Genomic DNA, 25,100 nt, shown 5'->3' on the forward strand with positions numbered 1-25,100 from the left:
TCGGCAAGGGGTCCTTGACCTTCAACAAGACTTGAAGCTTATCGTACTCGCAAGCCCTTCGCTCCAGCGGCAATTTGCGGCGAGCGCGACGTGCCCTTGTCGAAGAATGCGTGCTGGCGGCCATTCAATGGCCAAGACACCTACCTCGCATCGCCTGGCTTCCTTGTTCCACTGCGTCGCATGCAGGCGTACGGCAGCACGAAGAGGTACAGACCGCTCAACAGCAAGAGAAAGAGCGGGGGCAACGGCGAGTAGCTGACCCAGGAGGGAGTTTCCCCCTGCGCCCGGACAATGAAGTTGGCGAGGACGGTGACCGTGAAGGCGACGGACAGCCAGCGGTGGATCTGCCGGATCCGGTGGTTCCAGTTCAAGGCGGCCTCCCTTAGCGGCGCGCCTGGATCATCTTCCACCCGTTCCCCGATGGATCGCGGAAGCCTGCGTCCACGGTGCCGTACCGTGCCACGGGTTCCTGCGTGAATTCCACCCCGCTTGCGAGCATTCGGTCGTAGGCCGCGCGGCAGTCGTCCACGGTCAGTACGAGGGGCGGCATGGCGCCTTTGGCCACAATCGCGCGCACTGCCTGCGCCGTTGCTGCGTCGAGCACGGGCGGGCCGGGTGTGAACAGGCCGAGCTGGAACGACGGCTGTTCCGGGTGCTGCACCGTGAGCCAGCGATAGTCGCCGTTTGCCACGTCCGTGTGGACGCGGAACCCGAGTTTGTCGACATAGAACGCGAGTGCTTCGTCTTGATCGCGCACATACAAACCAACCACTTCAACGCCTTGAATCATGGGATCTCCTGTTGTTCGGGTTCGTTTGTATCGCTTGTTGCCCGGCGTCGCTTCTCCGAAACTGCGGTCGTGAGGTCGGGGCGGTACGCGGCGCTGACGATGCAGGCGGGCACGCGGCCCAGCTCGCGCATCGTCGCCCGGGCGCGCACCCGGACTGCGCTGGGACTGTCGCCTGTGATATCGCGGAAGGTGCGTCCGAAGGTGCCCAGGCTCGCCCAGCCTGTATCAAAGGCGATGTCGGTGATGGCCAGATCGGTTTCGCGCAGCAGCGTCATTGCCCGCTCGATGCGCCGCGTGAGCAAGTACCGGTGCGGCGGACTGCCGAAGGCCTGCTTGAACGACCGGGCGAAGTGCGCTTCGGACACGCCACTGACCTGCGCCAGTCGCCCGACAGGCCAGGCCTCGTGCGATGCGGCGTCAATGCTGTCCTTCGCGCGCAGCAGCCGGCGCAACAGTTCAGGATCCTGGTGTGCAAGGTCGTTGTTCATGCCGTCTCCGGTGCCATCGGGAAGCATTTTCATCTCTTGGGAGTCCACGGTTTGGGAATAGACCCCTGCGCGCGAACTGTATGGATGGACAGTAGAATTTCGGGCTCGATAGTTTCCACAAGGGAAGGGTCTGGACATGTCCGCAGAACTCGAACAAGAAGTCGTCTCAATCTTCGAAGACCGCCTTTGGCATCACAACGGCTGGGAGGCCCGCGTCATCAAGAATGAAGACGACGATGGCTGGGCCGTTGCCATGACCCAGGACGGCCAGGTGGAGCCAAGCCTGGTCGGCCCGTGGACCATGGGCCGCGACAAAAAAAATCCCAAGCCGCTGGACGTTTCCGCCTTCAACACGCTCGTGAAGACGGCGCACGAGGTGATGCGCCGGCATGAGCAGCATCTGGCAGCGCAGTTGCACAAGGATGTGCAGATCATGGTGGGCGGGTCACGCGTGACCGTCTCTCTGGATATCGAGCCCGATGAGGACAATCCCAGCGCCACGCTCACCGCCACTGCCGCCGACGGCAGCGAGCTGGCCAAGGTGGGAGTCAGGCCGGACCATCAGCTCACCCGGACGTCTGCGCAAGCCTGGGCAGAGGCAGGCTACCCCCGTCCCAGCGAGGACTGAGCCGCGGGCAAGGCCGGGGAATCAGGGGGCTGCTTCACAGCTGCCTTCCAAGGCGGATATGCGGCTTTGCGGCTTTGCCACACGCTCTAGATGTGCAGCATGGCCAGCCCGCCCACGCCAAGGCCTAGCGCTGCCACGCCGAGCATGGCGTATTCCAGCCATTTCTTCTTGGTCAGCAGCGCGATGGCTGCAAGGGCAATGGCGACCTGCAGCGCGGTGGTGGCCTGCGCCCAGCGGTGATGCAGATGCATCTGCATCTCGGACTTCTCGTCCCATTGCCGGGCCTCGGCTTCCAGGCGGTCGGCATCGCGCTTGATGTCGTCCTTTTCCTTTTCGTAGCGCTCCACCTTGGCCTGGTAGGCCGCCCGCCTGTCCTCCGTGGTCGCCAGATCACGCGCGAACTCGGACAGCGATTGCTTGGTGCTCTTGGCCTGGAAGAAGGCCCACTGGTTGGCCGCTTCGGTCTTCTTGATGGCTGCGTCGTTCTTGTACAGCCCGGCATTGGCCTGGGTGGCTCCGCCCATGTACGCGAAGATGGCTCCCACCGTGGCGATGACTGCCGTGCACATGGCGATCTGGTTGGTCAGGCTGCCGCCGCCGATGCCGTGGTGGGCGGTTTGGCCATGCTCGCCCTGGGCAGCATGTTCGAGTTCGTGATCGTGTGGGCCGTGGACGTGAAAGCCGCCGGAAGACATAGGTGCCAATTCCTTGATGCAATGGGGTGGCGCATTATGGGGCCGGCCTGGCGGCAATCCAGGGCTCCAGGATGTGCGGGGCGCATGGCCCGCTTGGAGGTCAGCGCCTTGGCTGACGGCCTGCAGATGGGGGAGTGGGATCAGGCGGCAGTCGCGCGGTGCGGCAGCGCTGCGAGCAGTATTTGACCTCGTCCCAATCACGTGCCCATTTTTTGCGCCATGTGAACGCAAGACCGCAGCACGCGCACAGCTTGGAGGGCAGGTGGGGCTTCTTGTGCATGGTGCGGGCGTTCCTGTGGTTCAGCGCGTCAGCGTGGCCAGGGCGCGCCGGGCCAGCGCCCGTCCGCTGAGCCAGGCGCCTTCAACGCCTGCGCCGCACATCCAGTCGCCACACAGGCCCAGGCCCGCAGGCGCATCCCACCAGCAGCGGTTGACCAGGTGCGGTGCCGGCAGCGCATAGCGCCAGCGGTGGGCAGTGACGCGCAGGCCGCCTGGCAAAGGGTGGGGCAGTGGCCCGGCCAGGGCCTCGAATGCCTGCAGCAGTTGCCGGGCCACGGATTCGGCGTCCGACTCGATGTGATCCTGGCTCCACCGTGCACTGGCATGCAGCACCCAGGTCTGAGGTCCTTGCGGCACTTGCGGCCCCTGCCGCCCTGGCTTGGCGCTGTCGCGTGCCACCCAGCACAGCGGGCCATCCGTGATTTCTGCCGCATCCCAGTCCAGCGGCAGGGGGGCGTCGGTGCGCAGCATGGCCACCCAGCAAGGCTGCATGCGCGCGCTGGCGGCTAGTGCCGACGCATAGGGCGAGACCGGCTCCAGCAAGGCTGCCGCCTGCGGTGCAGGCACTGCCAAAACCAGGGCGCAGTATTCCGATCCGATCTGCCCGTGTTCGGCACAGTGCACAGTCCAGCAGGCAGATTCGTACTGCAACTGCTGAACCGTGGTTTGCAGGTGCAGCCGTGCGCCATGCCCCTGTTGTGCAAGCCGCTGGACAAGAAACGCTGAGGGAGAGGTCATGCGCGGCACGCCCACCCAGCGGTCGGGGCCCGCATCTGCGGGCACCACGTCTTTGCCCTGCAGGCGCACTGCGCGCGGACGCCAGGCGGCGACAACGCCGTGCTGCTCCCACTGGCGCACCTCCTGCACAAACTCCGGGTCCTGGGCCGCAAACGATGGAGCGCCGTGATCGCACTGCCACGCACCCTGCGGATCCTGCGCGCGCCGCGTGCTCATGCGCCCGGATGGGCCTCGGCTTTTCTCGAAGATATCCACGCGGCAGCCAGCCTCGGCCAGCAGCTGTGCACATGCCAAACCCGCCATTCCCGCGCCGATCACCGCGACGGGGGGCGCGCCGTTCACAAGGCCTCCTGGCTGTGCGCTTCCTGGTGGCGCTCATGGCTGACCCAGATCAGCGCGCCGGTATCTACGCCCAATTCCGCGGCCTTGGCGACGATGGATTGCAGCGTCTGCGGGGGCAGTTTCGGCTCCCTGGCCAGTATCCAGCAGTACTGCGTGTCCGGCCCGAGGACCAGCGCCCAGCGGTAGTCAGGGTCCAGGGCGGCCACATGGTAGCCGCCGTAGAACGGGCCGAAGAAGGAGACCTTGAGCGAAGCCGTGTCCGGCTTGCCCGTGAACAAGGCCTTGCCGACGGCACGCTGCCACTGGCCCCGGGGCACGGAAAACCCCCGGTTCACCACCTTCACGCTGCCGTCTGCCTGCGGCGTGTACTCGGCGGTCACATCGGTCATGCCCCGCTCGAAACCATGGTCCAGCCGTGCCAGTTCGTACCACAGGCCCTGGTAGCGCTGCAGGTCGAACGGTGAGACGGGCGTGACCGAGCCGGGCGGGCGCATGCTGGCGCAACCGCTGGCCAGCAGGCCGGCGCCAAGGGCCGCTGCCAGCAGGGTGCGCCGCCTGGCGGTGAAGACGGGGCGGGGGGCGGGAAAGTTCATGCGTATGTCCTTGGTGTTCTTGTCGTCTGCCGCCATCGGGCGACCAGCGGTTGCAGATCCGTGAGATGGCGCACCGGCGTCATGCCCGCGACCGGGCTGGAATAAAGCGCCGGGCATGCTCCACCGGCCCACAACTCGATCGACGGCGGCAGGTGGCTGCGCAGCTCGCCCAGGCAAGCCTGCGCCATCGCTCCGTTGTGTGCGCTGCTGAAGCTCAGCCCCACGATGTCGGCGCGATGCGCCCGCGCGGCCTGTGCCACGTCGCCGATGGGCGTCTGGGTGCCCAGCGATACGCAGTTGCAGCCTTCCAGGGCCAGCAGGGCTTCGACCATGAGCAGGCCCAGTCCATGCATCTCCTGCGGCAGCGTGGTCAGCAACACCTTGGGCGCGGACGGCGGGGAAGGAGGGGCGAGCGAGGCGATTGCCTGCCTCAAGACGCCGGTGAGCACCTCGGTGTACAGGTGCTCTTCGAACACTTCAAAACGCCCCTGTGCCCAGAAATCGCCGACCGCCGTGGTCAGCGGGGCCACGAGCGTGGTCACGAAACCGGCCAGGCCCATGCGCGACTGGGCTAGGCTCAGGCAATGCCTGAGCTGGGCGGGATCATGGGCGGCAATGGCGTTGAGCATGGGGGCGAAGCGGTCAGAGTCCGCTGCATTCTCTAAATTTGTCCTGGACAAATCCTTGCCCGGCGAGGTGTCAGCGCGGGCCAGCAGCGCCTGCAGGCCGTCCAGATCCACACCCATCAGCTTGCTGGGACGCAGCCCCGTATCCATGAGCCGCCGGATCAGGGTCAGTTGTCGAACCTGGTCTGCCGGGTAGCGGCGATCGCCTGCCGAATCCCGTTCAGGCCTTGGAAAGCCGTAGCGTCTTTCCCAGACACGCAGGGTGTCCTTGGCAAGTCCGGTCTCGCGTTCGACGGCCGAGATAGGCAGCCCGGGGCCAGGCGCCAAAGGCAGGGGGTCAGAAAGTGGCGTCATTGATCTGAAGGGGACAAAACGTCCGGTCATGGCCGGGATGTTTTGAGGGATTTTCTGAATTGTCTAGGACAAAAATATGTTTTGTCCAATATATTACATAGAGAAACAAAGCGCAGGCCCGCTGGTCGCCACCCGGCAGCCGCTGGCGCGAGTGCTTTGTAGATCCCGGCCAGGAGATGACGGCCCCAGGCGCAGGCGAGGCTTCACACCATGATCGCCGCGCCCTTGTGCAGTCTTTCCGGCCACGCAGTTCGTACCGATGATCATCATGAATTTGTCCAACTGGCCACTGGCCCGCCGTCTCGCAGCTGCCTTCGCATGCGTCATCGCCATTTTTCTTCTTGTCATCGCGCTGGCCGTGAGCAGCCAGTCCCGGCTCAAGGAGGCCCAGCAATGGAACGAGCACACCTTCAAGGTCATGTCCCAGGGACAGCGCATGCTCACGGGCATGGTCAACATGGAGACGGCCTCGCGGGGCTATCTCCTGTCGGGTGACTCCCGTTTTCTGGCCCCCTGGGATGAAGGACTCAAGGAGTTCGAGGCCTCCTGGCAGGAGGCCGTACGCCTGACCGAGGACAACCCCGCCCAGCAGCGCCGGCTCGACGGAATCCGGCTGCGCCACCGTGAATTCGTGCAGGCGGTGCAGCCGCTGCAGGCGCTGCGGCGGCAAGTTCAGGACGGCACGGCGACCGTCGAGGATCTGGTCCGCGAGTTCTCCCTGGGGCGCGAGAAGGCGGCCATGGATGGGCTGCGCGCACTGCAGGCGGACCTGGTGCGAGAGGAGGAGCAGCTCATGGCCGAGCGCCTGACGCGCACCGAGTCGCTGGCGGCAATGACGCTGGCGTTCGAGCTGGGCGGCGCGCTGGTGGCCGTCGTGCTGGCCGCTCTGCTGGGCACCTGGGTCACGCGCTCCATCACCGGCCCCATCGGCCGGGCCATCCAGGTAGCACGTGCGGTGGCATGCGGGGATCTGACGCAGCGGGTGGAGGCCACCACCCACGATGAAGTGGGGACCCTGCTGCGCAGCCTCGGCGAGATGAGTGATGCGCTATCGCAGGTCGTGGCTGTCGTGCGCAGCGGCAGCGAATCCGTGGCAAGTGCAAGCACGCAGATTGCCCAGGGCAACACCGACCTGTCCTCGCGAACCGAAAGCCAGGCCAGCGCGCTTGAACAGACGGCGGCCTCCATGGAGCAGCTCGGAGCCACCGTGACCCAGAACGCGGATGGCGCGGGCAAGGCCAACGCGCTCGCGCAGCGGGCCAGCGGCGTGGCCGGGCAGGCGGGCGAGGTGGTCACCCAGGTCGTGGACACGATGAAGGGCATCAGTGAAAGTTCGCGCCGCATCGCCGACATCATCAACGTCATCGACGGCATCGCGTTCCAGACCAACATCCTGGCGCTGAACGCTGCGGTGGAGGCTGCGCGTGCCGGAGAACAGGGCCGTGGCTTCGCTGTGGTGGCCTCCGAGGTCCGCAGCCTGGCCGGCCGCAGTGCGGCGGCGGCCAAGGAGATCAAGGCCCTGATCTCCGACAGCGTCGAGCGGGTCGAACAGGGCTCTGTGCTGGCCGACCGCGCGGGGGGCACCATGGCTGAAGTGGTGACGAGCATACGCAGCGTCACCGACCTGATGGGAGAGATCAGCGCGGCTTCTGCCGAACAACGCAGCGGCGTGGCACAAGTGGGCGAGGCGGTCATGCAGATGGACCAAGCGACACAGCAAAACGCGGCCCTGGTGGAGGAAATGGCGGCGGCAGCCACGAGCCTGCGCCAGCAGGCGCATGACCTTGTGCAGTCCGTGAGCGTTTTTCGCCTGGGGCCCCAGACGCAGGGTTGAGGCACCAGCGAGCAGCGCAGTTGCCCCCGGCCCTGCTGGCTATTGAAAAAACGCCGGGCAGGTGCTGGGCAAGGCGGTGGTGGAAATGGCCTCGCAGGTGTTGCGGAAGGTCAGGTTGCCTTGCCTGTCGGTGGACAGTTCCCACACGCTGTCGTAGTCGTCAAAGCTCCAGGGCGGCACTTGCGCTGCGGCGGCCGGGTTGCGGTACATGCCGGTCAGCAGGTATTGCACGGCCTTTTCGATATGGGCGTGCTCCCAGCCCACCAGAACCGTGCCGCCCTGCGCCGCACGGCTGAAGTAGGGGGAGGCACGGTTGAAAAGCGCCTGTGCCAGGTCGATGGCATCGTTCCACTGGAACTCGGCCAGCGTCAGGGGCAGGCCGTGCTCGATGGCGAACGGCGCGACGGTCAGCGAGGGGCGGATGTACGAGCATGTTCCGTTGCAGCCGATGATGTTGTCGGGGTCGGACGTGAAGATGTGGTCCGGCTTGCGCTTCATGATGTCGCTGAGCCGGGCGTTGGCGCCCAGCGCGCGCCACTGCCCCTGGCACACGTAGTTGCCGTTTTCGAAGTTGCCGCTGGGGTGTGCTTCCACGTGGCGCACCAGGTACACCTTTTGTTCGGTGTAAGGCTGCCAGCCGCCCGGTGCCCTGGCCTGGATGGTGACCGGCGGCTGGGCACAGGCGGCGCGCGGGGGCAGGGGCAGCCTGGGGAACTGCGGGTCATCGGCAATGCCGTCGCTGTAGATGCCCAAGGCAAACGGCTGGCTCTGGCCCGACAGCACCACGTACTGGTGGGGGCCGTTCAGTGCCAGCGCATCGTTGCTGACACTGCCTGCCATGGCCTGGATCATCTCGGGCGGCATGGCCATCACATAGGTGCCGCGCGGCTGGTTGCCCAGCAACTGCTGCACGAAGTACGCCGGGGAGTTGTAGACGCTGGCATCGCCCTGGCTGAGTTTCTGCGAGCTCACCCCGAAGTTGTTCAGCAGCGCATAGGGCTCGATGGTTTGCAGCGGCACCATGCTGGGCGAGCCCGCATAGGTGAATGCATACACCTGGCGCACCTGCCCCGCCTTGCCTGCAAGCAAGCCGTTGAGCAACTGGCCAAAGCGCAGCGCGTGGTTGAGGCCCGTGGGCGAGAGGTTGTTGCCTTCGGCGGCCTGGCTTTCAAAGCCGGGCACCAGGACAAGGTTCCAGTCGTTCGGATTGAGGGCTGGAGAGGCCGCCAGGGCGGCGCGGTTGAGGCACAGCGCGCACAGCAGCAATAAAAGGACACGCAGCATCATGGTGTTTTTCAGGTGGCCCGCGCTGTGCGTTGTGGATGCGCGGTGAGGTGGGAGGGCGGTGGGTTGAAGGTGCGCGGGCCGGCCGATCAGGGCGTGAAGTACTGGCGGCGCTGGTGCTGCTCCTGGTGCATGGGGAACATCACGGCGTAGAACTCGGTCCAGCCACCCATGCGCACGCGCAGCAGGTCGTAGCGTTCCGGGTCCTTGCTTGCGGCCTGGTAGGTGGCCAGATCGGCGCAGGTCAGCGTGATCAGGTTGGAGCCCGTGCCGCCGTCGGCATAGACGCGCAGGAAGCGCTTCAGGTCCTCCAGCGGGAAGTTCTCGGAGATGTTCATGTCCACCGGGGAGGCGTTGGAGAGCCCGTAGTCAATGGCCTCGTTGCGCCAGCTTTCCAGCGATTGGTAGATGTTGCGGAAGGCCGGTGCCGCCGCCAGGTCCTGCGGCGCCGGCACGGGCGACAGGTCGGACGCAATGGGCATGCCGTTGCGGCGGCCATCGGCCGTGGCGCCGCAGGGCGCGCCATCGCCCACGTAGCCCTCGAAGGTGCCGATGCCCGGGGTGACGACGAATTCGAACGCGCCATAGGTCTTGGCAATGCCGTCCAGCACCGGCTGCAGCGCGGGATGGGGCTGGCGGATGACATCCACGCACAGGCGGATCAGGTGGTCCATCACCCAATTGCCCAGTTCATCCACGTCCTTGTGGCCGCTACCCCATTTGGGCAGCTGCAGGGCGATGTCGCGCCATTCCTGGTAGCGGCGTGCGCGCTCGCCGGCCGCCGCAGGCCCCATCAACGCGTTCTGGTAGGGCTCGACCGGGGTGTAGCCCCAGTCGTTGATCAGGCAGTCCACCAGCTCGGGGAGCGTGGCAATCGCCGTCTCGCGGTCGTACACCAGCTTCTTGATCGCATAGAGGGAATCGATGGTGTTGGAGACGCCCACGCACAGCGGCGCAATCATGTGAAAGCGCGCCCCGGCGTTGGTCAGGTCGCGGCCGGACTCGACACAGCCGTCGATCAGCGTGGACAGCAGGGGGCTGGGGCAGATGTCGCCCAGATTGCCGTAGGCACCGAGGATGACGTTGTAGGTCTGGATCACCAGCCATTCCAGTTGGCGCAGGAACTGCGACTGCAGCTGTTCGAAGCTGTCTATCTCATGTGCGGGCGGGGAGCGGAACGTCTGCTTCAGGCCGCGCAGGTAGATCGGCCCGGCCGCGCCATAGGTGGCGCCCTGGTTCAGCGCCTGCTCCAGCGCCGTCATGGGCGTGACGTTGGCAAACGCGAACTCTGTGGCACCTGCCAGCATCGGCTCGTAGCAGCCGTCGGCGGCGTAGTCGCGCGACCAGCGCAGCGACACGTCCTTGCCCGAGCGGCGCAGCGCTTCGCACAGCTTGTCATCCTGGTAGAGGATGGGGTGGGCACCGCCTGCCAGCAGCGACTGGGCCGCCGCGTCCAGCACCTCCTGGGGCATGTCCTTGTAGACCCGCAGCGAGAGCGTGGGCGCGTTCACCGGTATGCGGCGCGCCGCCTTCAGGCACAGCATAGTCACCGGGTTGACGCCGCCTGTGGGCTGGGCATCGTCATTGGCCACATAGCCGCCCACGGTGATCTGCTGCACCCACTGGTTGATGCCGCCGCCCTGCGGGAAGTTGCCGCCCAGCCCGCACACGGCCGTGGTGCCGTAGTTGACGTAGTCGGTGATGTTGGCCCGGTTCACGAAGGCGTTCTCGCCCATCTTCAGCCACAGGCAGTCGATGATCTCCTGCGCACGGGCCTCGTCCAGCGGATGCTTTTGGAGCAGCGGCCACAGGATCTGGTCCAGCCGCCCCAGGGCCGTCAGCTCGCCCAGCAGGTGCAGGCAGCAGTGAAAGGAAAAGATCAGCTGCACACCGTCATGGAAATCACGCGGCGGCTCGCTGCTCAGGTGGCGCAGGCGGGCGGCCACGTCGCGCATGTTCTGTGCGTCCTGCGGCGTGGTGGCGCGGGCCACGGTCTGCTCGGCATGCTCGGCCCAGTTGAGCAGGTAGCGCTGCACGCCTTGCAGCGACCAGATCGCCCCCTGATAGAACTCCTGCTGCGCCGCCGCCAGGCCGGGCTGTGCCTGCTTTTGCTGCAGCTGCGCCAGCAGGCCGCCCAGGCCCAGATCGACCAGGCGCTGGTAATGCGGCACCACATGGCCCATGGCCGACCATTCGTTGAGCTCGCCCTTGAGCCAGGCTGCAATGGTCTCCTGCTCGCTCAGGTAGGGCACCACTTCCTTGCCGCGCCCGAGCGTGAAGTCGGGAATGATGCCCACCAGCAACTCTTCGGGGTAGATGCGCAGCAGCTGGTTGTCCCGCGCCAGCCGCGAGTGCGGGGCCGAGAGCAGGTCGGCCAGCGTCTTCTGGTTGGCCAGCCCCTTGCGCAGCAGGGCCGAGCCCTGCAGCACCGGCGCTTCATCCGGTGTCGTCAGCGTGGACAGGTGCGGCAGGCGCGGAAAGGGTTGGCGGCGCAGCCAGCCGTCGCTCCAGTGCGAGAAGGTGCACCCCAGCAAGGCCAGCAGGCGGGGGCCGGGCGGGTCACCGGGCGCATAGCCGCCCTCGGCCATCTGGTGCAGGTAGTCCTGCGAGTTGTAGAACATGTAGCCGTTGGGGCTGCGCACGTCCCAGTGCGGGTCTTCCTCGGTATCGGCCACGCTGGCCACGTGGGCCACGTCCAGCTCTGCAGCCGCCGGCACATACCAGTAGGCGCCCGCCACGCCCTGCACCACGCTCATCAGCCGATCGACGGGGCGATCGGGCATGTCACCCATCAGGTGGTGCAGGATTTTCTCGAAACGCTCCTGCTCGTTGCAGAAGGCCACGAACATCAGCCCCGTCTCTCGCGCCGCGTGGCCGGCCTGCTCGCCAAATGGCAGCGCCTGGCGCAGCAGCTTGCGGTTGTCGCCATTGGCATCACGCACATGGGCGCGGTGGATATGCGCATCTCCAGGCGCCTGCGGCAAGATGGCTCCATCCGTATCGCGGCCGATCATGGCGTCTTCGCTGTCCGGCGACATGGCGGCAATGGCGCGCCAATCAAACAGGAATTTCTGGGTGAAGGCGAATGAGGCGCCCGCATACGCATCGCCCAGCAAAATATCCGCGGCCAGACTGATGGGATCGTTGGGATTGGTGATGCCGTCCAGATAGCGGCCGCTGATGACGCGGCCATCCTCTCGTTTGCCGGCCTCCACTACGTCGATGTGGCTGGCCAGTGCTTCCAGCGCGGACATGCATTCGCTCACCAGGCGGCGCGCAGTCTCTGCATCGGGCGCCTTGAGGAAAAGCAGCACATCTCCGCCGGTATTGCGCAATTTGGGCGAATGGTCGAGCACCTTGCGGCTGACCGGAATCTCGCGGTTCTGCCAGCGGCCCCACAACTGCGGCGCAAATGCAGCCACCAGCCCCGAGGGCTGGGGCGCAGCCTCGCTGGCCTGGGCCAGCTTGCGCACCACATCCAGCACCGCCTGCTGGCTGGCAGGTCCATGGTCCCGTAGCGTGATGGTGAGAACCTGGCCGAATAAGGCCCGCAGCAACAGGCCGCGTTGAGCACCCTTGACGACGTTGGCAAACATGCGACTTCCTTGCGATGGGGATTGAAAAGAAGCAACGCTCGTAAAGACTGTTCAAAGCGGTACTCCGGCAGCAAGACTGCGGAGCAGGCGGCGATGGATGCCGCTCAATACCCCACGTCCCGAACCGGATCGCAAGTTAAACCAAATGTAAAAAATTTTCCAACTGAATATAAATTCTTCTTGTTTACTCGGATAGAGTGATATTTGTTCGCCTTGTGCTATACGCGCAGACGCCTGCTTCATTACAACGAATGATTCGGTTTGTCACGCCCGGGCGATCCATCCATAAATACCCTGGACATCTTGGTTATTTGATATTGCCATATCGTTATCGGAAGTCTTGCGTGCTCTCGCGATTACGAGCGATTTCAAGCGATGTCGCCAATGCCAGGCCCGCAATGAATCCATTGAATATCCATCCCTATAGCATCGGCTCGATTGGCGATTCGATCGACAAGCCCGCATTTCCCGGAGTCAGGGTTTTCCAATGGCGACGGTGCTCGTCAGGTCCACGGCCCAGCGCCACCCCCAAAAAAAGAGGCGTGGACAGGGCGCACAGGCAGGTCGGAGGCGGCAGGCCCGGCCATCCGGTTTTCCGAACGACGCAGGCGTTCCAGTGTTCGGATTTCCGTGCCACCTTATGCATAAAAGTAAGGTCGATATAGGCGAATCAAGCAGTTAGCGCGGGGTGCAGGTGCCGGATGCGGCTGGCACGGTCTGTGCACTGTCAGGCGCAGGCCACGTGCATCGTGGTTGTGTATGCAGGGAGACAAGCCCGTCTTCGCTGTGGCATCCGGCCCGTGGCCGGCAGCCGTGGTGGCCGGGCTCGCTTGCAAGACCGAAATACGTCCAACGAAAAAATCCGCATGAAATTCAACCGCTTGACCACCATGGTGCTCGTGGCCATGGTCCTCGGCGTGCTGGTGGGCTATGCCTGCAACAGCTACGCACCCACGCCCGAGGCCGCCAAGGAAATCGCCAGCTACTTCGGCATCCTCACCGATGTCTTCCTGCGCATGATCAAGATGATCATCGCGCCCCTGGTGTTCGCCACCCTGGTGTCGGGCCTGGCCAACATGGGCGACGCCAAGGCCGTGGGCCGCATCGGCGGCCGCGCGCTGGGCTGGTTCATCGTGGCCTCGTTCTGCTCGCTGGCCATCGGCCTGATCTATGCGAACGTGCTGCAGCCCGGCCATGGCCTGAGCGTGGCCCTGCCGTCGTCGGCCGAGGGCCTGAACCTCAAGACCTCGGCGCTGAACCTCAAGGACTTCATCGCCCACGTGTTCCCCAAGAACATCTTCGAGGCCATGGCGACCAACGAGGTGCTGCAGATCCTGGTGTTCGCGCTGTTCTTCGGCATTGCGCTGGGCAACCTGCACAACCAGGCCGCGCGCTCCATGGTGGGCCTGATGGACGAAGTGGTCCACATCATGCTCAAGGTCACCGACTACGTGATGCGCTTCGCCCCCGTGGGCGTGTTCGGTGCCGTGGCCGGCACCATCACCATCCATGGCCTGGGCATGCTGTCGGTGTTCGGCAAGTTCATGCTGTGCTTCTACCTGGCCCTGGCCACGCTGTGGGTGCTGCTGATCGTGGCCGGCTACTGCGTGCTGGGCCGTGACATCTTCCGCCTGCTGAACCTGATCCGCGGCCCGCTGCTGGTGGGCTTTTCCACGGCCAGCAGCGAATCGACCTATCCCAAGCTGATGGAGCAGCTGGAGAAGTTCGGCATCAAGCCGCGCATCATCGGCTTCGTGCTGCCGCTGGGCTACTCGTTCAATCTGGACGGCTCGATGGTCTACACCACCTTCCTGGCCATCTTCATCGCCCAGGCCTACGGCATCGACATGACGCTGACGGCCCAGATCACCATGCTGCTGGTGCTGATGGTGTCCAGCAAGGGCATTGCCGGCGTGCCGCGCGCCTCGCTGGTGGTGGTGGCCGCCGTGCTGCCCATGTTCGGCCTGCCCGAGGCGGGCATCCTGCTGATCCTGGGCATCGACCACTTCCTGGACATGGGCCGCACGCTGACCAATGTGCTGGGCAATGCGATCGCCACGGCCGTGGTGGCCAAGTGGGAAGGCGCCGTCGATCCGACCGCGACCACGGATGACGACGAGTCCCTGCTGCCCACGGACCATTCCGAGCAAGGGCGGCCCGCTGTCTCGGCCTGAGGCCCAGGCGGCGCTGGGGGGCACTGATAACATCGGTGCCTTCACCATGCCCGCCCGCCGCCCCCTGCGCCAGCTCATCCTGCTTTTGCTGTGGCTTGCCCTGAGCGGGCTGAGCGGCTGGGGTGCGTACCTGCTGGCCCAGCGGCTGGGCATCGCCGATCTGCGTGCCACGGGAATGCACCGGCTGGAGCTGTACGGCGCCAGCCTGCAGCGCGAGATCGGCAAATACGCCTTCCTGCCCGACGTGCTGGCACTGGAAGGCAATGTGCAAAGGCTGCTGGCCGAGCCCGGCGACGAGCAGCTCACCAACCGCGTCAACGCCTACCTGGAGCAGCTCAACGACCGCGCGGGCACGCTGACCGCCTACCTGGTCGATGAGCGCGGCCACGTCGTGGCCTCCAGCAACTGGCGGCGCACCGACAGCTACATGGGCGAGGACCTGAGCTTTCGCCCCTACTACCGCACGGCCATGGCCACGGGCAGCGCGCGCTTCTTCGGCATAGGCACCACGCGCGGCGAGCCCGGCTACTACCTGGCCTCCACCCTGGGTGACGACACCCACACGCTGGGCGTGGCCGTGGTCAAGGTCAGCCTGGACCAGCTGGAGCAATCGTGGTCCACGGTGGAGGCGCCCGTGCTGGTGGGCGACGAGAACGGCGTCGTCATCCTGGGCACGGTCTCCGACTGGAAATTCACCACCTTGCGCACGCTGGACGAGGGCACGCGCGCCGCCTTCGACCACACGCGCCAGTACAACCGCCGCGCGCTGGAGCCGCTGGGCCTGCAGGTGCTGCGCGACCTGGGCCAGGGCGCGCGCCTGGTGCGCATTGCCCGCCATGGCGAGGAATCGCCAGGCTCGGTCTACCCGGTCAGCGGCCGCTTCCTGGCCCAGTCGCGCCAGCTGCCTGGCACGCCCTGGACGATCACCGTGCTCTCGCACCTGGAGCAGGTCGACCAGCTGGCCCAGAGCCGCGCGCTGGCCGCGGCCGTGGGCGCGGCCTTTGTGCTGCTGCTGGCCATGATGGTCAACGAGCGCCGCCGCCACCTGCGCGACCGGCTGGCAGCGCGCGAGGCGCTGCAGGCCGCGCACGACGAGCTCGAGCGCAAGGTGGAGCAGCGCACGGCCGACCTGTCGGCCGCCAACGAGGCGCTGCAGGCCGAGGTGGCCGAGCGCACCCACGCCGAGGCCACGCTGCGCGCCGCCCAGGACGAACTGGTGCAGGCCGGCAAGCTGGCCGTGATAGGCCAGCTGTCCACGGGCGTCGCCCATGAACTCAACCAGCCACTGACGGCGCTGCGCACCCTGGCCGGCAACAGTCAGCGCTTTCTGGAGCGCGGCGATACCGAAACCACGCGCGTGAACCTGGAGCGCATGGCGCAGCTGGCCGACCGCATGGGCCGCATCACCGGCCAGCTGCGCAACTTCGCGCGCAAGTCCAGCGGCGCCAGCCAGCCCGTGCCGCTGGCGCATGCGCTGGACAATGCGCTGGCGGTGCTGGAGTCGCGCGTGGCCGAGACCGGCGCCCGCATCCTGCGCGATGACGGCGTGCCCGAGGCCGTGGCCTGGTGCGACCGCAACCGCATCGAGCAGGTGCTGATCAACCTGATCAACAACTCCCTGGACGCCATGCGCGGCCAGCCCGCGCCCTGCCTGGAGCTGGCCTGCGCCGTGGCCGATGGCCGCGCCCAGGTCACCGTGCGCGACCACGGCCCGGGCCTGAGCGAAGCGGCGCAGGCCCATCTGTTCCAGCCGTTCTTCACCACCAAGGAAGAGGGCGTGGGCCTGGGCCTGGGGCTGGCGCTGTCGGCCGGCATCGTGCGTGAATGCGGCGGCACGCTGACGGGCAGCAACCATCCGGGCGGCGGCGCCGTCTTCACGCTGAGCCTGGCCCTGGCTCCCTCCACACCCTCTGCCGACACACCATGACCGACGCCCTCAAAGTCCTGATCATCGAGGACGACCCCGACATCGTGCTCGGCTGCGAGCAGGCGCTGCAGCTCGAAGGCATCGCCTGCGAAAGCGTGGGCAGCGCCGAGCAGGCGCGCCGGCGCCTGTCGCGCGACTTCGCGGGCATCGTGGTCAGCGACATCCGCCTGCCGCGCATGGACGGCATGGCCTTCCTGCGCGAACTGGTGGCCATGGATGCCGAGCTGCCCGTGGTGCTGATCACCGGCCACGGGGACATCTCCATGGCCGTGCAGGCCATGAAGGACGGCGCCCAGGACTTCATCCAGAAACCCTTCGCCCCCGAAACCCTGGTCGGCGCCGTGCGCCGCGCCCTGGAGCGCCGGCGGCTGGTGCTGGAGGTGCGGGCGCTGCGCCAGCAGCTGGACCAGCGCGACAGCCTGGAGCACCGGCTGATAGGCCGCGCGCCCAACATGCGCCAGCTGCGCCAGATGCTCACGGGGCTGGCGCAGAGCGCGGCCGATGTGCTGATCCAGGGCGAGACCGGCACGGGCAAGGAACTGGTGGCGCGCTGCCTGCACGAAGCCAGCGCGCGGCGCGAGGGCAACTTCGTGGCCGTCAACTGCGGCGGCCTGCCCGACACGCTGTTCGACAGCGAAATGTTCGGCAGCGAGGCCGGCGCCTATACCGGCGCGGGCAAAAAGCGCATCGGCAAGCTGGAGCACGCCAGCGGCGGCACGCTGTTCCTGGACGAGATCGAGAGCATGCCCCTGCCCATGCAGATCAAGCTGCTGCGCGTGCTGCAGGAGCGTGTGCTGGAGCGCCTGGGCTCCAACACCCTGATCCCCATCGACTGCCGCGTGATCGCGGCCACAAAGGTGGATCTGCTGGAGTTGAGCCGGCAAGGGCTGTTCCGCGCCGACCTCTACTACCGCCTGAACGTGGCCACCGTCTCGCTGCCGCCCCTGCGCGAGCGGCGCGAGGACGTGCCACTGCTGTTCGAGCACTTCGCGCTGCAGGGCGCCGCGCGCCACCAGCGACCCGTGCCCGAGCTGACCACCGCGCGCGTGCAGCAACTGCTGGGCTATGACTGGCCCGGCAACGTGCGCGAACTGCGCAATGTGGCCGAGCGCACGGTGCTGGGCATCGAGACCGGCTCGCCCCCCTTCGGCCAGCCGGCCGGCACCACCGCGCAGGACGCCGCGCCCCGGCCGCTGTCCGCCGCTGTCGAGGCCTTCGAGCGCGCCCTCATCGCCGACGCCCTGCGCCGCCACGCCGGCAGCCTGGCGCGCACGGCCGAAGCCCTGTCCATGCCCAAGACCACGCTGCACGACAAGATCCGCAAGTACGGGCTGGATGGATAGGCACCCTCAGCCCCTCTTCCCGAACTCCACGCTTTCGCGCGTCCAGCGACGTGCCTGCTCGCTCAGGCTCAGCCCCAGGCCGGGGCGCGTGGGCACGAGCATGCGGCCATTGGCGATGTCCAGGCGTTCGTTGAACAGCGGCTCCAGCCAGTCGAAGTGTTCCACCCAGGGCTCGTTGGCGCAAGTGGCGGCCAGGTGCACGTGCAGCTCCATGGCGAAGTGCGGCGCCAGGCTCAGGTGGGCCAGTTCGGCCTGGGCCGCGATCTGCAGGAAGGGCGTGATGCCGCCCACGCGCGGCGCGTCGGGCATCAGGAAGTCGGCACTGCGGTGGCGTATCAGCTCGCCGTGCTCGGCGGCGCTGGTCAGCATCTCGCCGGTGGCAATCGGCGTGTCGAAGCGCGCGGCCAGCGCGGCATGGCCTTCGTGGTCGTAGGCGTCCAGCGGCTCCTCGATCCAGACCAGGTTGAATTCCTCGAACACACGGCACATGCGCTGGGCCGTGGGGCGGTCCCATTGCTGGTTGGCGTCGACCATGATGGGCGCGGCATCGCCCAGGTGGGCGCGCATGGCCTCCACACGCCGTATGTCCAGCGCGCAGTCGGGCTGGCCCACCTTGAGCTTGATGCCGCCTATGCCGCGCTCCAGCGAGGCGCTGGCGTTGCGCTTGAGCTCATCGAGCGGCGTGTGCAGAAAGCCACCCGAGGTGTTGTAGCAGCGCACGGATTCGCGCTGCGAGCCCAGCAGCTTGGACAGCGGCAGGCCCGCGCGGCGCGCCTTGATGTCGTACAGCGCCACATCAAAGGCCGCGATGGCCTGCACGGCCAGCCCGCTGCGGCCCACGGAGGCGCCGGCCCAGCACATGCGCGTCCACAGCCGCGCAATGTCGCTGGGGTCCTCGCCCAGCAGGGAGGGCGCGATTTCGCTGGCATGGGCGAACTGGCCCGGGCCGCCTGCACGCTTGGCGTAGCTCAGGCCCAGGCCCCGGTGGCCGTCGCGGGTCTGGATCTCGGCGAACAGCATGGCGACCTCGGTCATGGGCTTTTGGCGGCCCGTGAGCACCTTGGCATCGGTGATGGGCCGGGCCAGGGGGAGGTAGCAGGACGACAGGCGTATCCACTGGATGCGGTCCTGGCTGGTGGTTTCGGAGAGCGCGGAAGAAGTCATGGCTGCGGGAGTGCGGTGGTTGGAAAAATGACAGGGGCAGGCATCAGTCGATGCTGATCTTTCCGGCCTCGATGACCGTCTTCCAGCGCGCGTATTCCTGGCGCTGGAATTCGGCGAACTGTTGGGGCGTGCCGGCCACCATCTCGTAGCCGATGGAGACGAACTGCTCGCGCACCCGGGGATCGTTGAGCGCCTCGACAAAGGCCGCATGGGCCTTGTCACGCAGCGCAGGCGGCAGGCCCTTGGGCGCGACGATGGCCTGCCAGGAGGCGACTTCCACGTTCTTCACCCCGGCTTCGGCCAGCGTGGGCAGGTCCGGCAGCACGGGCGAGCGGCGCGGGCTGGTCACGGCCAGGGCGCGCATCTTGCCGGCCCGGATGTGCTGTATCACGGCATTGATGTTCTGGAACGAGGCATCGACCTGGCCGCCGATCAGGTCGGCATGGGCCGGTGCGCCGCCCTTGTAGGGGATGTGCACGCCCTGGGTGCCCGTCTGCTGCCAGAACAGTTCGGCCGTCAGGTGGTCGCTGGAGCCGTGACCGGCCGAGGCAAAGCTCATCTTGCCCGGATGGGCCTTGAGGTGGGCGACCACGTCGGCCACGCTTTTGTGCGGCGAGGCGGCAGGCACGACCAGCACGTTGGGCGACTGCACGGCCACGGTGATCAGGTCGAAGTCCTTGAGCGCGTCGTAGGGCAGGTTCTTGATCAGGTGGGGCACGATGACCAGCGGGCCCAGCGAGGTGACGAGAAAGGTCTGCCCGTCCGCCGCCGCGCGCTGCACGAAGGCCGCGCCGATGGTGCCCGTGGCGCCGGCCTTGTTCTCCACCACGAAGGACTGCCTGAGCTTCTCGCCCAGCCTGGGCGCCACGGCGCGCGCGACTTGGTCGGTGGAGCCGCCGGCGGGAAAGGGCACGACCAGGGTGACGGGCCTGTCGGGCCAGGCCTGGGCCGATGCAGAAAAGGCGGTGAGCGCGGCCAGGGCCAGCGCCATGGCACGAAGAATGTGATTCATCTTGTCTCCTGATTTGTGAATGACATCGTTGTCATTTCCGGGAAAATGAAAAAGCGCCGATGCCATTTTTAGATGCAAGGATTTGCGCTTTCAGCAAAATGATATCGTTGTCATTTTGGCTGTCAATCAAGATTTCTGCGATGCAGGGCAGGCCTGGCACCCGTGCGTGGAGGGCGGTCTGCTATCTTCAGGCCCGTCCCCGATACCAGCCCGCGATCGCGCTTGCCCATGAACACACCCACACCACCCAGGCCCGCCACGCTGCACGACGTGGCCGAGGCGGCCGGCGTCTCGCTGATCACCGCCTCGCGCGCACTGGGCAATCCTTCCATCGTTTCGGAGAAGACGCGCGAGCGCGTGCGCCAGGCCGTGGAGGCCACGGGCTATATCCCCAATCTGCTGGCGGGGGGGCTCAAGTCCAGGCGCAGCCGTATGGTGGCCGGCGTGGTGCCCGCGCTGTCGGTGTCGCAGTTTCTGCCCACCGTGCAGTCCCTGACGGCAACGCTGGCGCAGGAGGGCTATCAGCTGCTGCTGGGCCAGACCTTCTACGACGAGCAGCGGGAGGAGGAGGTACTCAACGCCATGATCGGGCGCCAGCCCGACGGCATTGTGATGATGGGCCTGGTGCAGTCCGACAAGGCGCGCGAGCGGCTGCGCAGGACCGGCATTCCCGTGGTGGAAACCTGGGACTTCAGCGACCGGCCGCTGGACATGGTGGTGGGCTTTTCCCACCTCAAGGTGGGCAGCGCGCTGGCCGGCTATTTCCTCTCGCGCGGCCTGCAGCGCGTGGGCATGGCCACGGGCAGCGACCACCGGGCCCAGCAGCGGCGCGAAGGCTTTCTCGCAGCCTGGGGCCGCGAGGTGCCCACGGTCACCGTGTCCGCGCCCGGCAGCCTGGAGCTGGGCCGGCAGGCGCTGGGCCAGTTGCTGGCGCAGCAGCCCGATCTGCAGGCCGTGGTCTGCAGCTCTGACATGCTGGCCCACGGCATTTTGGTGGAAGCCCAGGCGCGCGGCCTGCGCGTGCCCGTGGACCTGGCCGTCTCGGGCTTCGGCAATGCCGATTTCGCGGCCCACCTGCTGCCGTCGCTGACCACCGTGCATGTGGACGGACCGGGCATAGGCCGCCTGGCCGCCGAACTCGTGCTGGCACGCTGCAAGGGCCACAGTGCCGGGCGCTCGGCGTTCGACCTGGGGTTCGAGCTGATCGAGCGGGATTCGACCCGCCGAGCTTAGAGGGTCAGCACACGGCAGCCGCCTGGCGCTCGGTCGCCAGCCCGAACAGGCTGCCCAGCACGTGCTGGATCTCATCAGGCGCCAGTTGCCTGGTCTCGGTGCCGCTAGCCGTGATGGTCTTGAGCGCGTCGCCCACCAGGATCATGCGGCCGGCCGGCTGGTGCAGCACCACCACCCGCTTTTGCACGAAGATGGCGTCCGGGTGCGTGGAGTTCAGGTAGTTGGCGGGGGCGAAATCCACCCACTCCTGGGGCGACAGGTTGAAGGCGTACTGGTTGGCCCATTCACCATCCACGCGGGCCTGCAGCAGGTATTCGCCCTGGTCGTCCAGGCTCAGGCGGAAGGTGTCGCCGTCCTGGCGGACCTCGGTATCCAGCTCGTCCAGGGCCATGGGGGCGCGTATGCCGTAGCTGCCAAAGCCCAGGTCGCACAGCCAGCGCCGTCCCTCGACCTCGGCCACCAGGGCCATGTGGGTGCGGGGGCGGCGGGCCGGATAGAACATGGGCCGCGCCGCCACAAAGCGGTAGGCAATGCCCAGGGCCTGCAGCGCCATGGCGAACAGGCCGTTCACCTCGTAGCAGTAGCCGCCCCGGGCGCCGCCGAGGATCTTGCCCGCAATGTCTTCGGGCACCAGAGAGACGATCTTGCCGGCCTGCACGTCGAGGTTCTCAAAAGGCACCGCGAACAACTGGTGGCGCATCAGCGCATGCAAGGTGGCGGTATCGGCCTGGGCGGAGTCACCGGCACTGAAGCCGATGCGGCGGAAATAGGCCTGGACATCGAAATTGCTGGCTTGCATGGGTTTCCTCGGGTTGCTTGATGGCTGCAACGATAAATCGGGACCATCAATGCCTGTATAAGCAGAATCCAAGAAAACTGACCTGTACAGATTGGCATGCCCACCACCAACGAACCCTTGCCCCAGTACCGCCGCATTGCCCAGGCCCTGCGCCAGACGCTGGCCTGCGGCGCACTGCGCCCCGGCGACAGGCTGATCTCCGCCCGCAGCCTGGCCGAGCGCGAACAGGTCAGCCTGCCCACCGCATTGGAGGCGCTGCGCTGCCTGGAGGCGGAGGGCCTGATCGTCGCGCGCCCGCGCTCGGGCTACTTTGTGCGGCAGGCAACGGGCGGCGCGGCGCTGCAGGCGTCCCGCCCGTCGTCGCGCCCCGTGCCCGTGACCCTGTCGGCCTTGGCGCGTTCGCTGTTCAGCAGTCCCGACACGCGCCTGATCCCGCTGGGTGCGGCATTGCCCGATCCGGCCTGGCTGCCCACGGCCCGGCTGCAGCGCGCGCTGCAGACCGCCGGGCGCCGCCTGGACGCGCACGGGCAGACCTACAGCATGCCGCCGGGCCGCGCCGACCTGCGCGGCCAGATCGCGGCCCGGGCCGCGCAATGGGGTGCGCGCTTCGGCCCCGATGACCTGGTCCTGACGGCAGGCGCCACCCAGGCCGTGCGGCTGGCGCTGCGCGCCGTGTGCAAGCCCGGCGATGTCGTGGCCGTGGAGCGGCCCGCCTATTTCGGCAGCCTGCTGCTGCTGGAGGACCTGGGCCTGAAGGCGCTGGAGATTGCCACCGATCCCCGCGAAGGCCTGCTGCTGGAGCCGCTGGCCGAGGCCATTGCCCGCCACCGGCCGGCTGCCGTGCTGGCATCGCCCACCGTGCAGAACCCGCTGGGCGCCAGCATGCCGGTGGAGCGCAAGCAGGCCCTGGTGGCGCTGCTGGAGCGGGCGGGCATTCCCTTGATCGAAGACGATGTCTATGGCGACCTTGCGGGCGACGGCCAGCGCCCGCCGGCCTGCAAGGCCTTCGACGGCAGCGGCAACGTGCTGTATTGCGGCTCCGTGTCCAAGACCCTGGCGCCGGGCTGGCGCGTGGGCTGGATTGCGGCGGGCCGCTTCCATGCCCAGGTGCTGCAGGTGCGCCTGGCGGGCGACTGGGCCGGTGCGCCGCTGCTGGAAGCCGCCGTGAGCGAGGTGCTGGCCAGCGGCGACTACGACCGGCACCTGCGCCGCGTCAAGTCCCGCGTGCAGGCCGGGGTGCAGGCCGTCACGGCCAGGGTCGAGGCCAGCTTTCCGCCCGGCACCCGTGTCTCGGCCCCGCGCGCGGGCTTTCTGCTGTGGGTGGAATTGCCGCGCCAGGTGAATGCACTGGAGGTGCACCGCCGCGCGCTGGAGTTGGGCATTGGCGTCAGCCCCGGCCCGCTGTTCTCATCGCGCTCGGACCTGCCCAACCACCTGCGCCTGAACTGCGCCAACGAGCCCACGCCGCGCCTGCTGGGGGCCGTGGGGCAGGTGGGGGAGATATGCCGGGGTTTGGCCGAGGGTGCTGCGGCGCGCCAGGGGGCGCAGGTCAGCCAGCCTACTTCTTCTCGCGCGGCACGCGCCCCATAAGGAAGAACTCGGGATTGGGCTGCATGCCGGCAAAGCTGGCCATGCGGTTGGACAGGCCGAAGAAGGCGGTGATGGCGGCGATGTCCCAGATGTCCTCGTCGTCGAAGCCATGCGGGTACAGCGCCTCGAAGTCGGCCTCGCAGATTTCATGGCTTCGCTCGCAGACCTTCATGGCGAAGTCCAGCATGGCGCGCTGGCGGGCGCTGATGTCGGCCTTGCGGTAGTTGACGGCCACCTGGTCGGCCACGTAGGGCTGCTTTTCGTAGATGCGCAGGATGGCGCCGTGGGCCACCACGCAGTACAGGCACTGGTTGGCCGCGCTGGTGGTGGTGACGATCATCTCGCGCTCGCCCTTGGTCAGGCTGCCTTCTTCCTTGAGCATGAGGGCATCGTGGTAGGCGAAGAAGGCGCGCCACTCGGCAGGGCGGCGCGCAAAGGCCAGGAAGACGTTGGGAATGAAGCCTGCCTTTTCCTGCACTTCAAGGATGCGGGTGCGGATGTCCTCGGGCAGGCTGGACAGTTCGGGCTGGGGGTAGCGGGCGGTGGCCATGTGTCTTGTCTCCTGGGTGTGGTGGTTGTCGTTGCGGGCCATGTTCGCATGGCCTGCGCTGCGCGGGGTGAACGCGCATGACAGCCTGTCTGCCGCCGAGGTTGCAGATTGCGCCCGGGCTCAGGCGGGCGCCATGTCCGGCTCAGGCCGTTGTGCAAACCAGTCGCCCAGAAAGCCGGTGAGCGCGCGGATTCTGGCCGACATCTCGCTGCGCGTGGCGTGCACCAGGTAGATGTCGGCCGCAGGCAGCTGCCATTGGGGCAGGACCTCGCGCAGCGCGCCTGCGGCCAGCGGCGCGGCCACGTCCCAGAGCGAGCGCTGCAGGATGCCGTGGCCGTCCAGCGCCCAGGCCAGGGCCGCTGCGCCGTCGTTGGTGCTCATCACGCCGTTGACCTTGATGTTGTGCTCGCTCAGGCCCTGGCGCGTGCGCCGGCTCAGGCGCCAGCTGCCATAGGTTTCGTCGCTCTCGCGGATCACGATGCAGCGGTGGGCCTGCAGGTCGGCGGGCTGGCGCGGCTCGCCGTGGGCGTTGAGATAGGAGGGCGCGGCGCACAGCACGCGGCGGTTGGGCAGCAGCAGGCGGGCGGTGAGGGCGGAGTCGGGCAGGGCGCCAAAGCGCACCACGGCGTCAAAGCCCTGCTCGACCAGGTTGACGGGCCTGTCCGTCAGTTGCAGCTGCACCTGCACCTCGGGATAGGCGCGCGCAAAGGCCGACAGCGCGGGCGCCAGCCGCTGGCGGCCAAAGCCCAGCGTGCAGGCAATGGACAACGGGCCGCGCGCCGTGGCGCGCGTGCCCGAGATGCTGCGCTCCAGCGTCTCCAGGTCGGCCAGGATGCGCGCGCCGTCCAGCAGGTAGGCTTCGCCCTCGGGCGTCAGGTGGATGCGCCGTGTCGTGCGCTGCAGCAGGCGCACGCCCAGGCGCCGCTCCAGCAGGGACAGGCGGCGGCTGACGGCGGGCGGTGTCACGCCCATCTGCTGGGCCGCGGCGGCCAGGCTGCCTTCGCGGATCAGCAGCGAGAAGAAACGCAGGTCGGAAAAGCCGTCCATGGTGGATGCGGTGG

General features: G+C 67.2%; 21 protein-coding genes. 7 read left to right on the top strand and 14 right to left on the bottom strand.

The genetic code is table 11. From position 1 onward, the window contains the following. Positions 1-382 precede the first annotated feature (382 nt). Both DELCS14_RS12770 and DELCS14_RS12775 read right to left on the bottom strand, forming a co-directional pair. The gene (locus DELCS14_RS12770) at positions 383-790 is read right to left on the bottom strand and encodes a VOC family protein (RefSeq protein ID WP_013801980.1); all 408 of its coding nucleotides are present in this window, start codon (positions 788-790) and stop codon (positions 383-385) included. Beyond that, a complete protein-coding gene (locus tag DELCS14_RS12775; RefSeq protein WP_043796731.1) occupies positions 787-1,278 on the bottom strand; it encodes an AraC family transcriptional regulator in 492 nt (163 codons plus the stop codon). Before DELCS14_RS12775 ends, DELCS14_RS12770 begins: the two co-directional genes overlap by 4 nt. 136 nt (positions 1,279-1,414) lie before the next feature. On the opposite strand from DELCS14_RS12775, the gene DELCS14_RS12780 reads away from it, so the two are divergent. After that, positions 1,415-1,906, top strand: coding sequence for a hypothetical protein (locus DELCS14_RS12780; RefSeq protein ID WP_013801982.1), 492 nt, complete (start codon positions 1,415-1,417; stop codon positions 1,904-1,906). Positions 1,907-1,992: 86 nt separating this feature from the next. Here DELCS14_RS12780 and DELCS14_RS12785 read toward each other — a convergent pair whose 3' ends face one another. From DELCS14_RS12785 to DELCS14_RS12800, 5 genes are all read right to left on the bottom strand, one after another. Then, entirely contained in the window at positions 1,993-2,601 is a 609-nt protein-coding gene (locus tag DELCS14_RS12785) for a DUF4337 domain-containing protein (protein WP_012206105.1), read from the bottom strand. 100 nt (positions 2,602-2,701) lie between these two features. Continuing rightward, positions 2,702-2,881 carry a DUF2256 domain-containing protein gene (locus DELCS14_RS29865; RefSeq protein ID WP_013801983.1) on the bottom strand — a complete coding sequence of 60 codons (180 nt, stop codon included), beginning with the start codon at positions 2,879-2,881 and terminating at the stop codon, positions 2,702-2,704. A gap of 20 nt (positions 2,882-2,901) precedes the next feature. Continuing rightward, positions 2,902-3,960, bottom strand: a complete 1,059-nt coding sequence (locus DELCS14_RS12790) for an FAD-dependent oxidoreductase (RefSeq protein ID WP_013801984.1) — start codon at positions 3,958-3,960, stop codon at positions 2,902-2,904. Further along, positions 3,957-4,589, bottom strand: a complete 633-nt coding sequence (locus DELCS14_RS12795) for a lipocalin family protein (protein WP_013801985.1) — start codon at positions 4,587-4,589, stop codon at positions 3,957-3,959. The genes DELCS14_RS12790 and DELCS14_RS12795 overlap by 4 nt, the downstream gene beginning before the upstream one ends. Then, a complete protein-coding gene (locus DELCS14_RS12800; RefSeq protein WP_049801387.1) occupies positions 4,550-5,533 on the bottom strand; it encodes a MerR family transcriptional regulator in 984 nt (327 codons plus the stop codon). Before DELCS14_RS12800 ends, DELCS14_RS12795 begins: the two co-directional genes overlap by 40 nt. Before the next feature lie 259 nt (positions 5,534-5,792). On the opposite strand from DELCS14_RS12800, the gene DELCS14_RS12805 reads away from it, so the two are divergent. Beyond that, a complete protein-coding gene (locus DELCS14_RS12805) occupies positions 5,793-7,367 on the top strand; it encodes a methyl-accepting chemotaxis protein (RefSeq protein ID WP_013801987.1) in 1,575 nt (524 codons plus the stop codon). Positions 7,368-7,406: 39 nt separating this feature from the next. Here DELCS14_RS12805 and DELCS14_RS12810 read toward each other — a convergent pair whose 3' ends face one another. Together DELCS14_RS12810 and DELCS14_RS12815 are read right to left on the bottom strand one after the other, a co-directional pair. Beyond that, positions 7,407-8,654, bottom strand: coding sequence for a hypothetical protein (locus DELCS14_RS12810; protein WP_013801988.1), 1,248 nt, complete (start codon positions 8,652-8,654; stop codon positions 7,407-7,409). Between the two features lie 86 nt (positions 8,655-8,740). Beyond that, complete coding sequence (locus DELCS14_RS12815; protein ID WP_013801989.1) at positions 8,741-12,247, bottom strand: Dyp-type peroxidase; 3,507 nt, start codon at positions 12,245-12,247, stop codon at positions 8,741-8,743. Between the two features lie 866 nt (positions 12,248-13,113). Between DELCS14_RS12815 and DELCS14_RS12820 the strand changes: the two genes are divergently transcribed. The 3 genes from DELCS14_RS12820 to DELCS14_RS12830 are packed head-to-tail and all read left to right on the top strand — an operon-like array spanning position 13,114 to position 17,691. After that, positions 13,114-14,421, top strand: a complete 1,308-nt coding sequence (locus DELCS14_RS12820; protein WP_013801990.1) for a dicarboxylate/amino acid:cation symporter — start codon at positions 13,114-13,116, stop codon at positions 14,419-14,421. 46 nt (positions 14,422-14,467) lie between these two features. Next, positions 14,468-16,348: an ATP-binding protein gene (locus DELCS14_RS12825; protein ID WP_013801991.1), complete on the top strand. Its 1,881-nt coding sequence runs from the start codon at positions 14,468-14,470 to the stop codon at positions 16,346-16,348. After that, positions 16,345-17,691, top strand: coding sequence for a sigma-54 dependent transcriptional regulator (locus tag DELCS14_RS12830; RefSeq protein ID WP_013801992.1), 1,347 nt, complete (start codon positions 16,345-16,347; stop codon positions 17,689-17,691). The genes DELCS14_RS12825 and DELCS14_RS12830 overlap by 4 nt, the downstream gene beginning before the upstream one ends. 6 nt (positions 17,692-17,697) lie before the next feature. On the opposite strand, the gene DELCS14_RS12835 is transcribed toward DELCS14_RS12830, so the two are convergent. Together DELCS14_RS12835 and DELCS14_RS12840 are read right to left on the bottom strand one after the other, a co-directional pair. Continuing rightward, on the bottom strand, positions 17,698-18,855 hold the full coding sequence (locus DELCS14_RS12835; protein WP_013801993.1) for a mandelate racemase/muconate lactonizing enzyme family protein: 1,158 nt from the start codon (positions 18,853-18,855) through the stop codon (positions 17,698-17,700). A 43-nt stretch (positions 18,856-18,898) separates the two neighbouring features. Next, on the bottom strand, positions 18,899-19,867 hold the full coding sequence (locus DELCS14_RS12840; protein WP_013801994.1) for a tripartite tricarboxylate transporter substrate binding protein: 969 nt from the start codon (positions 19,865-19,867) through the stop codon (positions 18,899-18,901). Positions 19,868-20,095: 228 nt separating this feature from the next. Between DELCS14_RS12840 and DELCS14_RS12845 the strand changes: the two genes are divergently transcribed. Further along, entirely contained in the window at positions 20,096-21,100 is a 1,005-nt protein-coding gene (locus DELCS14_RS12845) for a LacI family DNA-binding transcriptional regulator (protein WP_012206091.1), read from the top strand. Positions 21,101-21,104: 4 nt separating this feature from the next. Here the strand turns inward: DELCS14_RS12845 and DELCS14_RS12850 are convergent, their stop codons facing one another. Then, positions 21,105-21,899: an arylamine N-acetyltransferase gene (locus DELCS14_RS12850; RefSeq protein ID WP_013801995.1), complete on the bottom strand. Its 795-nt coding sequence runs from the start codon at positions 21,897-21,899 to the stop codon at positions 21,105-21,107. Between the two features lie 96 nt (positions 21,900-21,995). On the opposite strand from DELCS14_RS12850, the gene DELCS14_RS12855 reads away from it, so the two are divergent. Further along, positions 21,996-23,489: a PLP-dependent aminotransferase family protein gene (locus DELCS14_RS12855; RefSeq protein WP_013801996.1), complete on the top strand. Its 1,494-nt coding sequence runs from the start codon at positions 21,996-21,998 to the stop codon at positions 23,487-23,489. On the opposite strand, the gene DELCS14_RS12860 is transcribed toward DELCS14_RS12855, so the two are convergent. After that, positions 23,458-24,039 (bottom strand): peroxidase-related enzyme, encoded by a 582-nt coding sequence (locus tag DELCS14_RS12860; protein WP_013801997.1) that lies wholly within the window; start codon positions 24,037-24,039, stop codon positions 23,458-23,460. The genes DELCS14_RS12855 and DELCS14_RS12860 overlap by 32 nt on opposite strands. A 120-nt stretch (positions 24,040-24,159) precedes the next feature. Next, positions 24,160-25,086, bottom strand: coding sequence for a LysR family transcriptional regulator (locus tag DELCS14_RS12865; protein ID WP_013801998.1), 927 nt, complete (start codon positions 25,084-25,086; stop codon positions 24,160-24,162). Positions 25,087-25,100 lie beyond the last annotated feature (14 nt).

Source organism: Delftia sp. Cs1-4, from assembly GCF_000214395.1.
In the GTDB taxonomy this organism is placed as follows: Bacteria; Pseudomonadota; Gammaproteobacteria; order Burkholderiales; family Burkholderiaceae_C; genus Comamonas; species Comamonas acidovorans.

What these genes read in the sequence shown, in the direction of transcription:
- DELCS14_RS29865 (WP_013801983.1), bottom strand. Translation starts at nt 2,881, where the DNA reads ATGCACAAGAAGCCCCACCTGCCCTCCAAGCTGTGCGCGTGCTGCGGT.
- DELCS14_RS12835 (WP_013801993.1), bottom strand. Translation starts at nt 18,855, where the DNA reads ATGACTTCTTCCGCGCTCTCCGAAACCACCAGCCAGGACCGCATCCAG.
- DELCS14_RS12795 (WP_013801985.1), bottom strand. Translation starts at nt 4,589, where the DNA reads ATGGCGGCAGACGACAAGAACACCAAGGACATACGCATGAACTTTCCC.
- DELCS14_RS12865 (WP_013801998.1), bottom strand. Translation starts at nt 25,086, where the DNA reads ATGGACGGCTTTTCCGACCTGCGTTTCTTCTCGCTGCTGATCCGCGAA.
- DELCS14_RS12845 (WP_012206091.1), top strand. Translation starts at nt 20,096, where the DNA reads ATGAACACACCCACACCACCCAGGCCCGCCACGCTGCACGACGTGGCC.
- DELCS14_RS12800 (WP_049801387.1), bottom strand. Translation starts at nt 5,533, where the DNA reads ATGACGCCACTTTCTGACCCCCTGCCTTTGGCGCCTGGCCCCGGGCTG.
- DELCS14_RS12770 (WP_013801980.1), bottom strand. Translation starts at nt 790, where the DNA reads ATGATTCAAGGCGTTGAAGTGGTTGGTTTGTATGTGCGCGATCAAGAC.
- DELCS14_RS12820 (WP_013801990.1), top strand. Translation starts at nt 13,114, where the DNA reads ATGAAATTCAACCGCTTGACCACCATGGTGCTCGTGGCCATGGTCCTC.
- DELCS14_RS12775 (WP_043796731.1), bottom strand. Translation starts at nt 1,278, where the DNA reads ATGAACAACGACCTTGCACACCAGGATCCTGAACTGTTGCGCCGGCTG.
- DELCS14_RS12855 (WP_013801996.1), top strand. Translation starts at nt 21,996, where the DNA reads ATGCCCACCACCAACGAACCCTTGCCCCAGTACCGCCGCATTGCCCAG.
- DELCS14_RS12850 (WP_013801995.1), bottom strand. Translation starts at nt 21,899, where the DNA reads ATGCAAGCCAGCAATTTCGATGTCCAGGCCTATTTCCGCCGCATCGGC.
- DELCS14_RS12805 (WP_013801987.1), top strand. Translation starts at nt 5,793, where the DNA reads ATGATCATCATGAATTTGTCCAACTGGCCACTGGCCCGCCGTCTCGCA.
- DELCS14_RS12785 (WP_012206105.1), bottom strand. Translation starts at nt 2,601, where the DNA reads ATGTCTTCCGGCGGCTTTCACGTCCACGGCCCACACGATCACGAACTC.
- DELCS14_RS12825 (WP_013801991.1), top strand. Translation starts at nt 14,468, where the DNA reads ATGCCCGCCCGCCGCCCCCTGCGCCAGCTCATCCTGCTTTTGCTGTGG.
- DELCS14_RS12810 (WP_013801988.1), bottom strand. Translation starts at nt 8,654, where the DNA reads ATGATGCTGCGTGTCCTTTTATTGCTGCTGTGCGCGCTGTGCCTCAAC.
- DELCS14_RS12860 (WP_013801997.1), bottom strand. Translation starts at nt 24,039, where the DNA reads ATGGCCACCGCCCGCTACCCCCAGCCCGAACTGTCCAGCCTGCCCGAG.
- DELCS14_RS12840 (WP_013801994.1), bottom strand. Translation starts at nt 19,867, where the DNA reads ATGAATCACATTCTTCGTGCCATGGCGCTGGCCCTGGCCGCGCTCACC.
- DELCS14_RS12780 (WP_013801982.1), top strand. Translation starts at nt 1,415, where the DNA reads ATGTCCGCAGAACTCGAACAAGAAGTCGTCTCAATCTTCGAAGACCGC.
- DELCS14_RS12815 (WP_013801989.1), bottom strand. Translation starts at nt 12,247, where the DNA reads ATGTTTGCCAACGTCGTCAAGGGTGCTCAACGCGGCCTGTTGCTGCGG.
- DELCS14_RS12830 (WP_013801992.1), top strand. Translation starts at nt 16,345, where the DNA reads ATGACCGACGCCCTCAAAGTCCTGATCATCGAGGACGACCCCGACATC.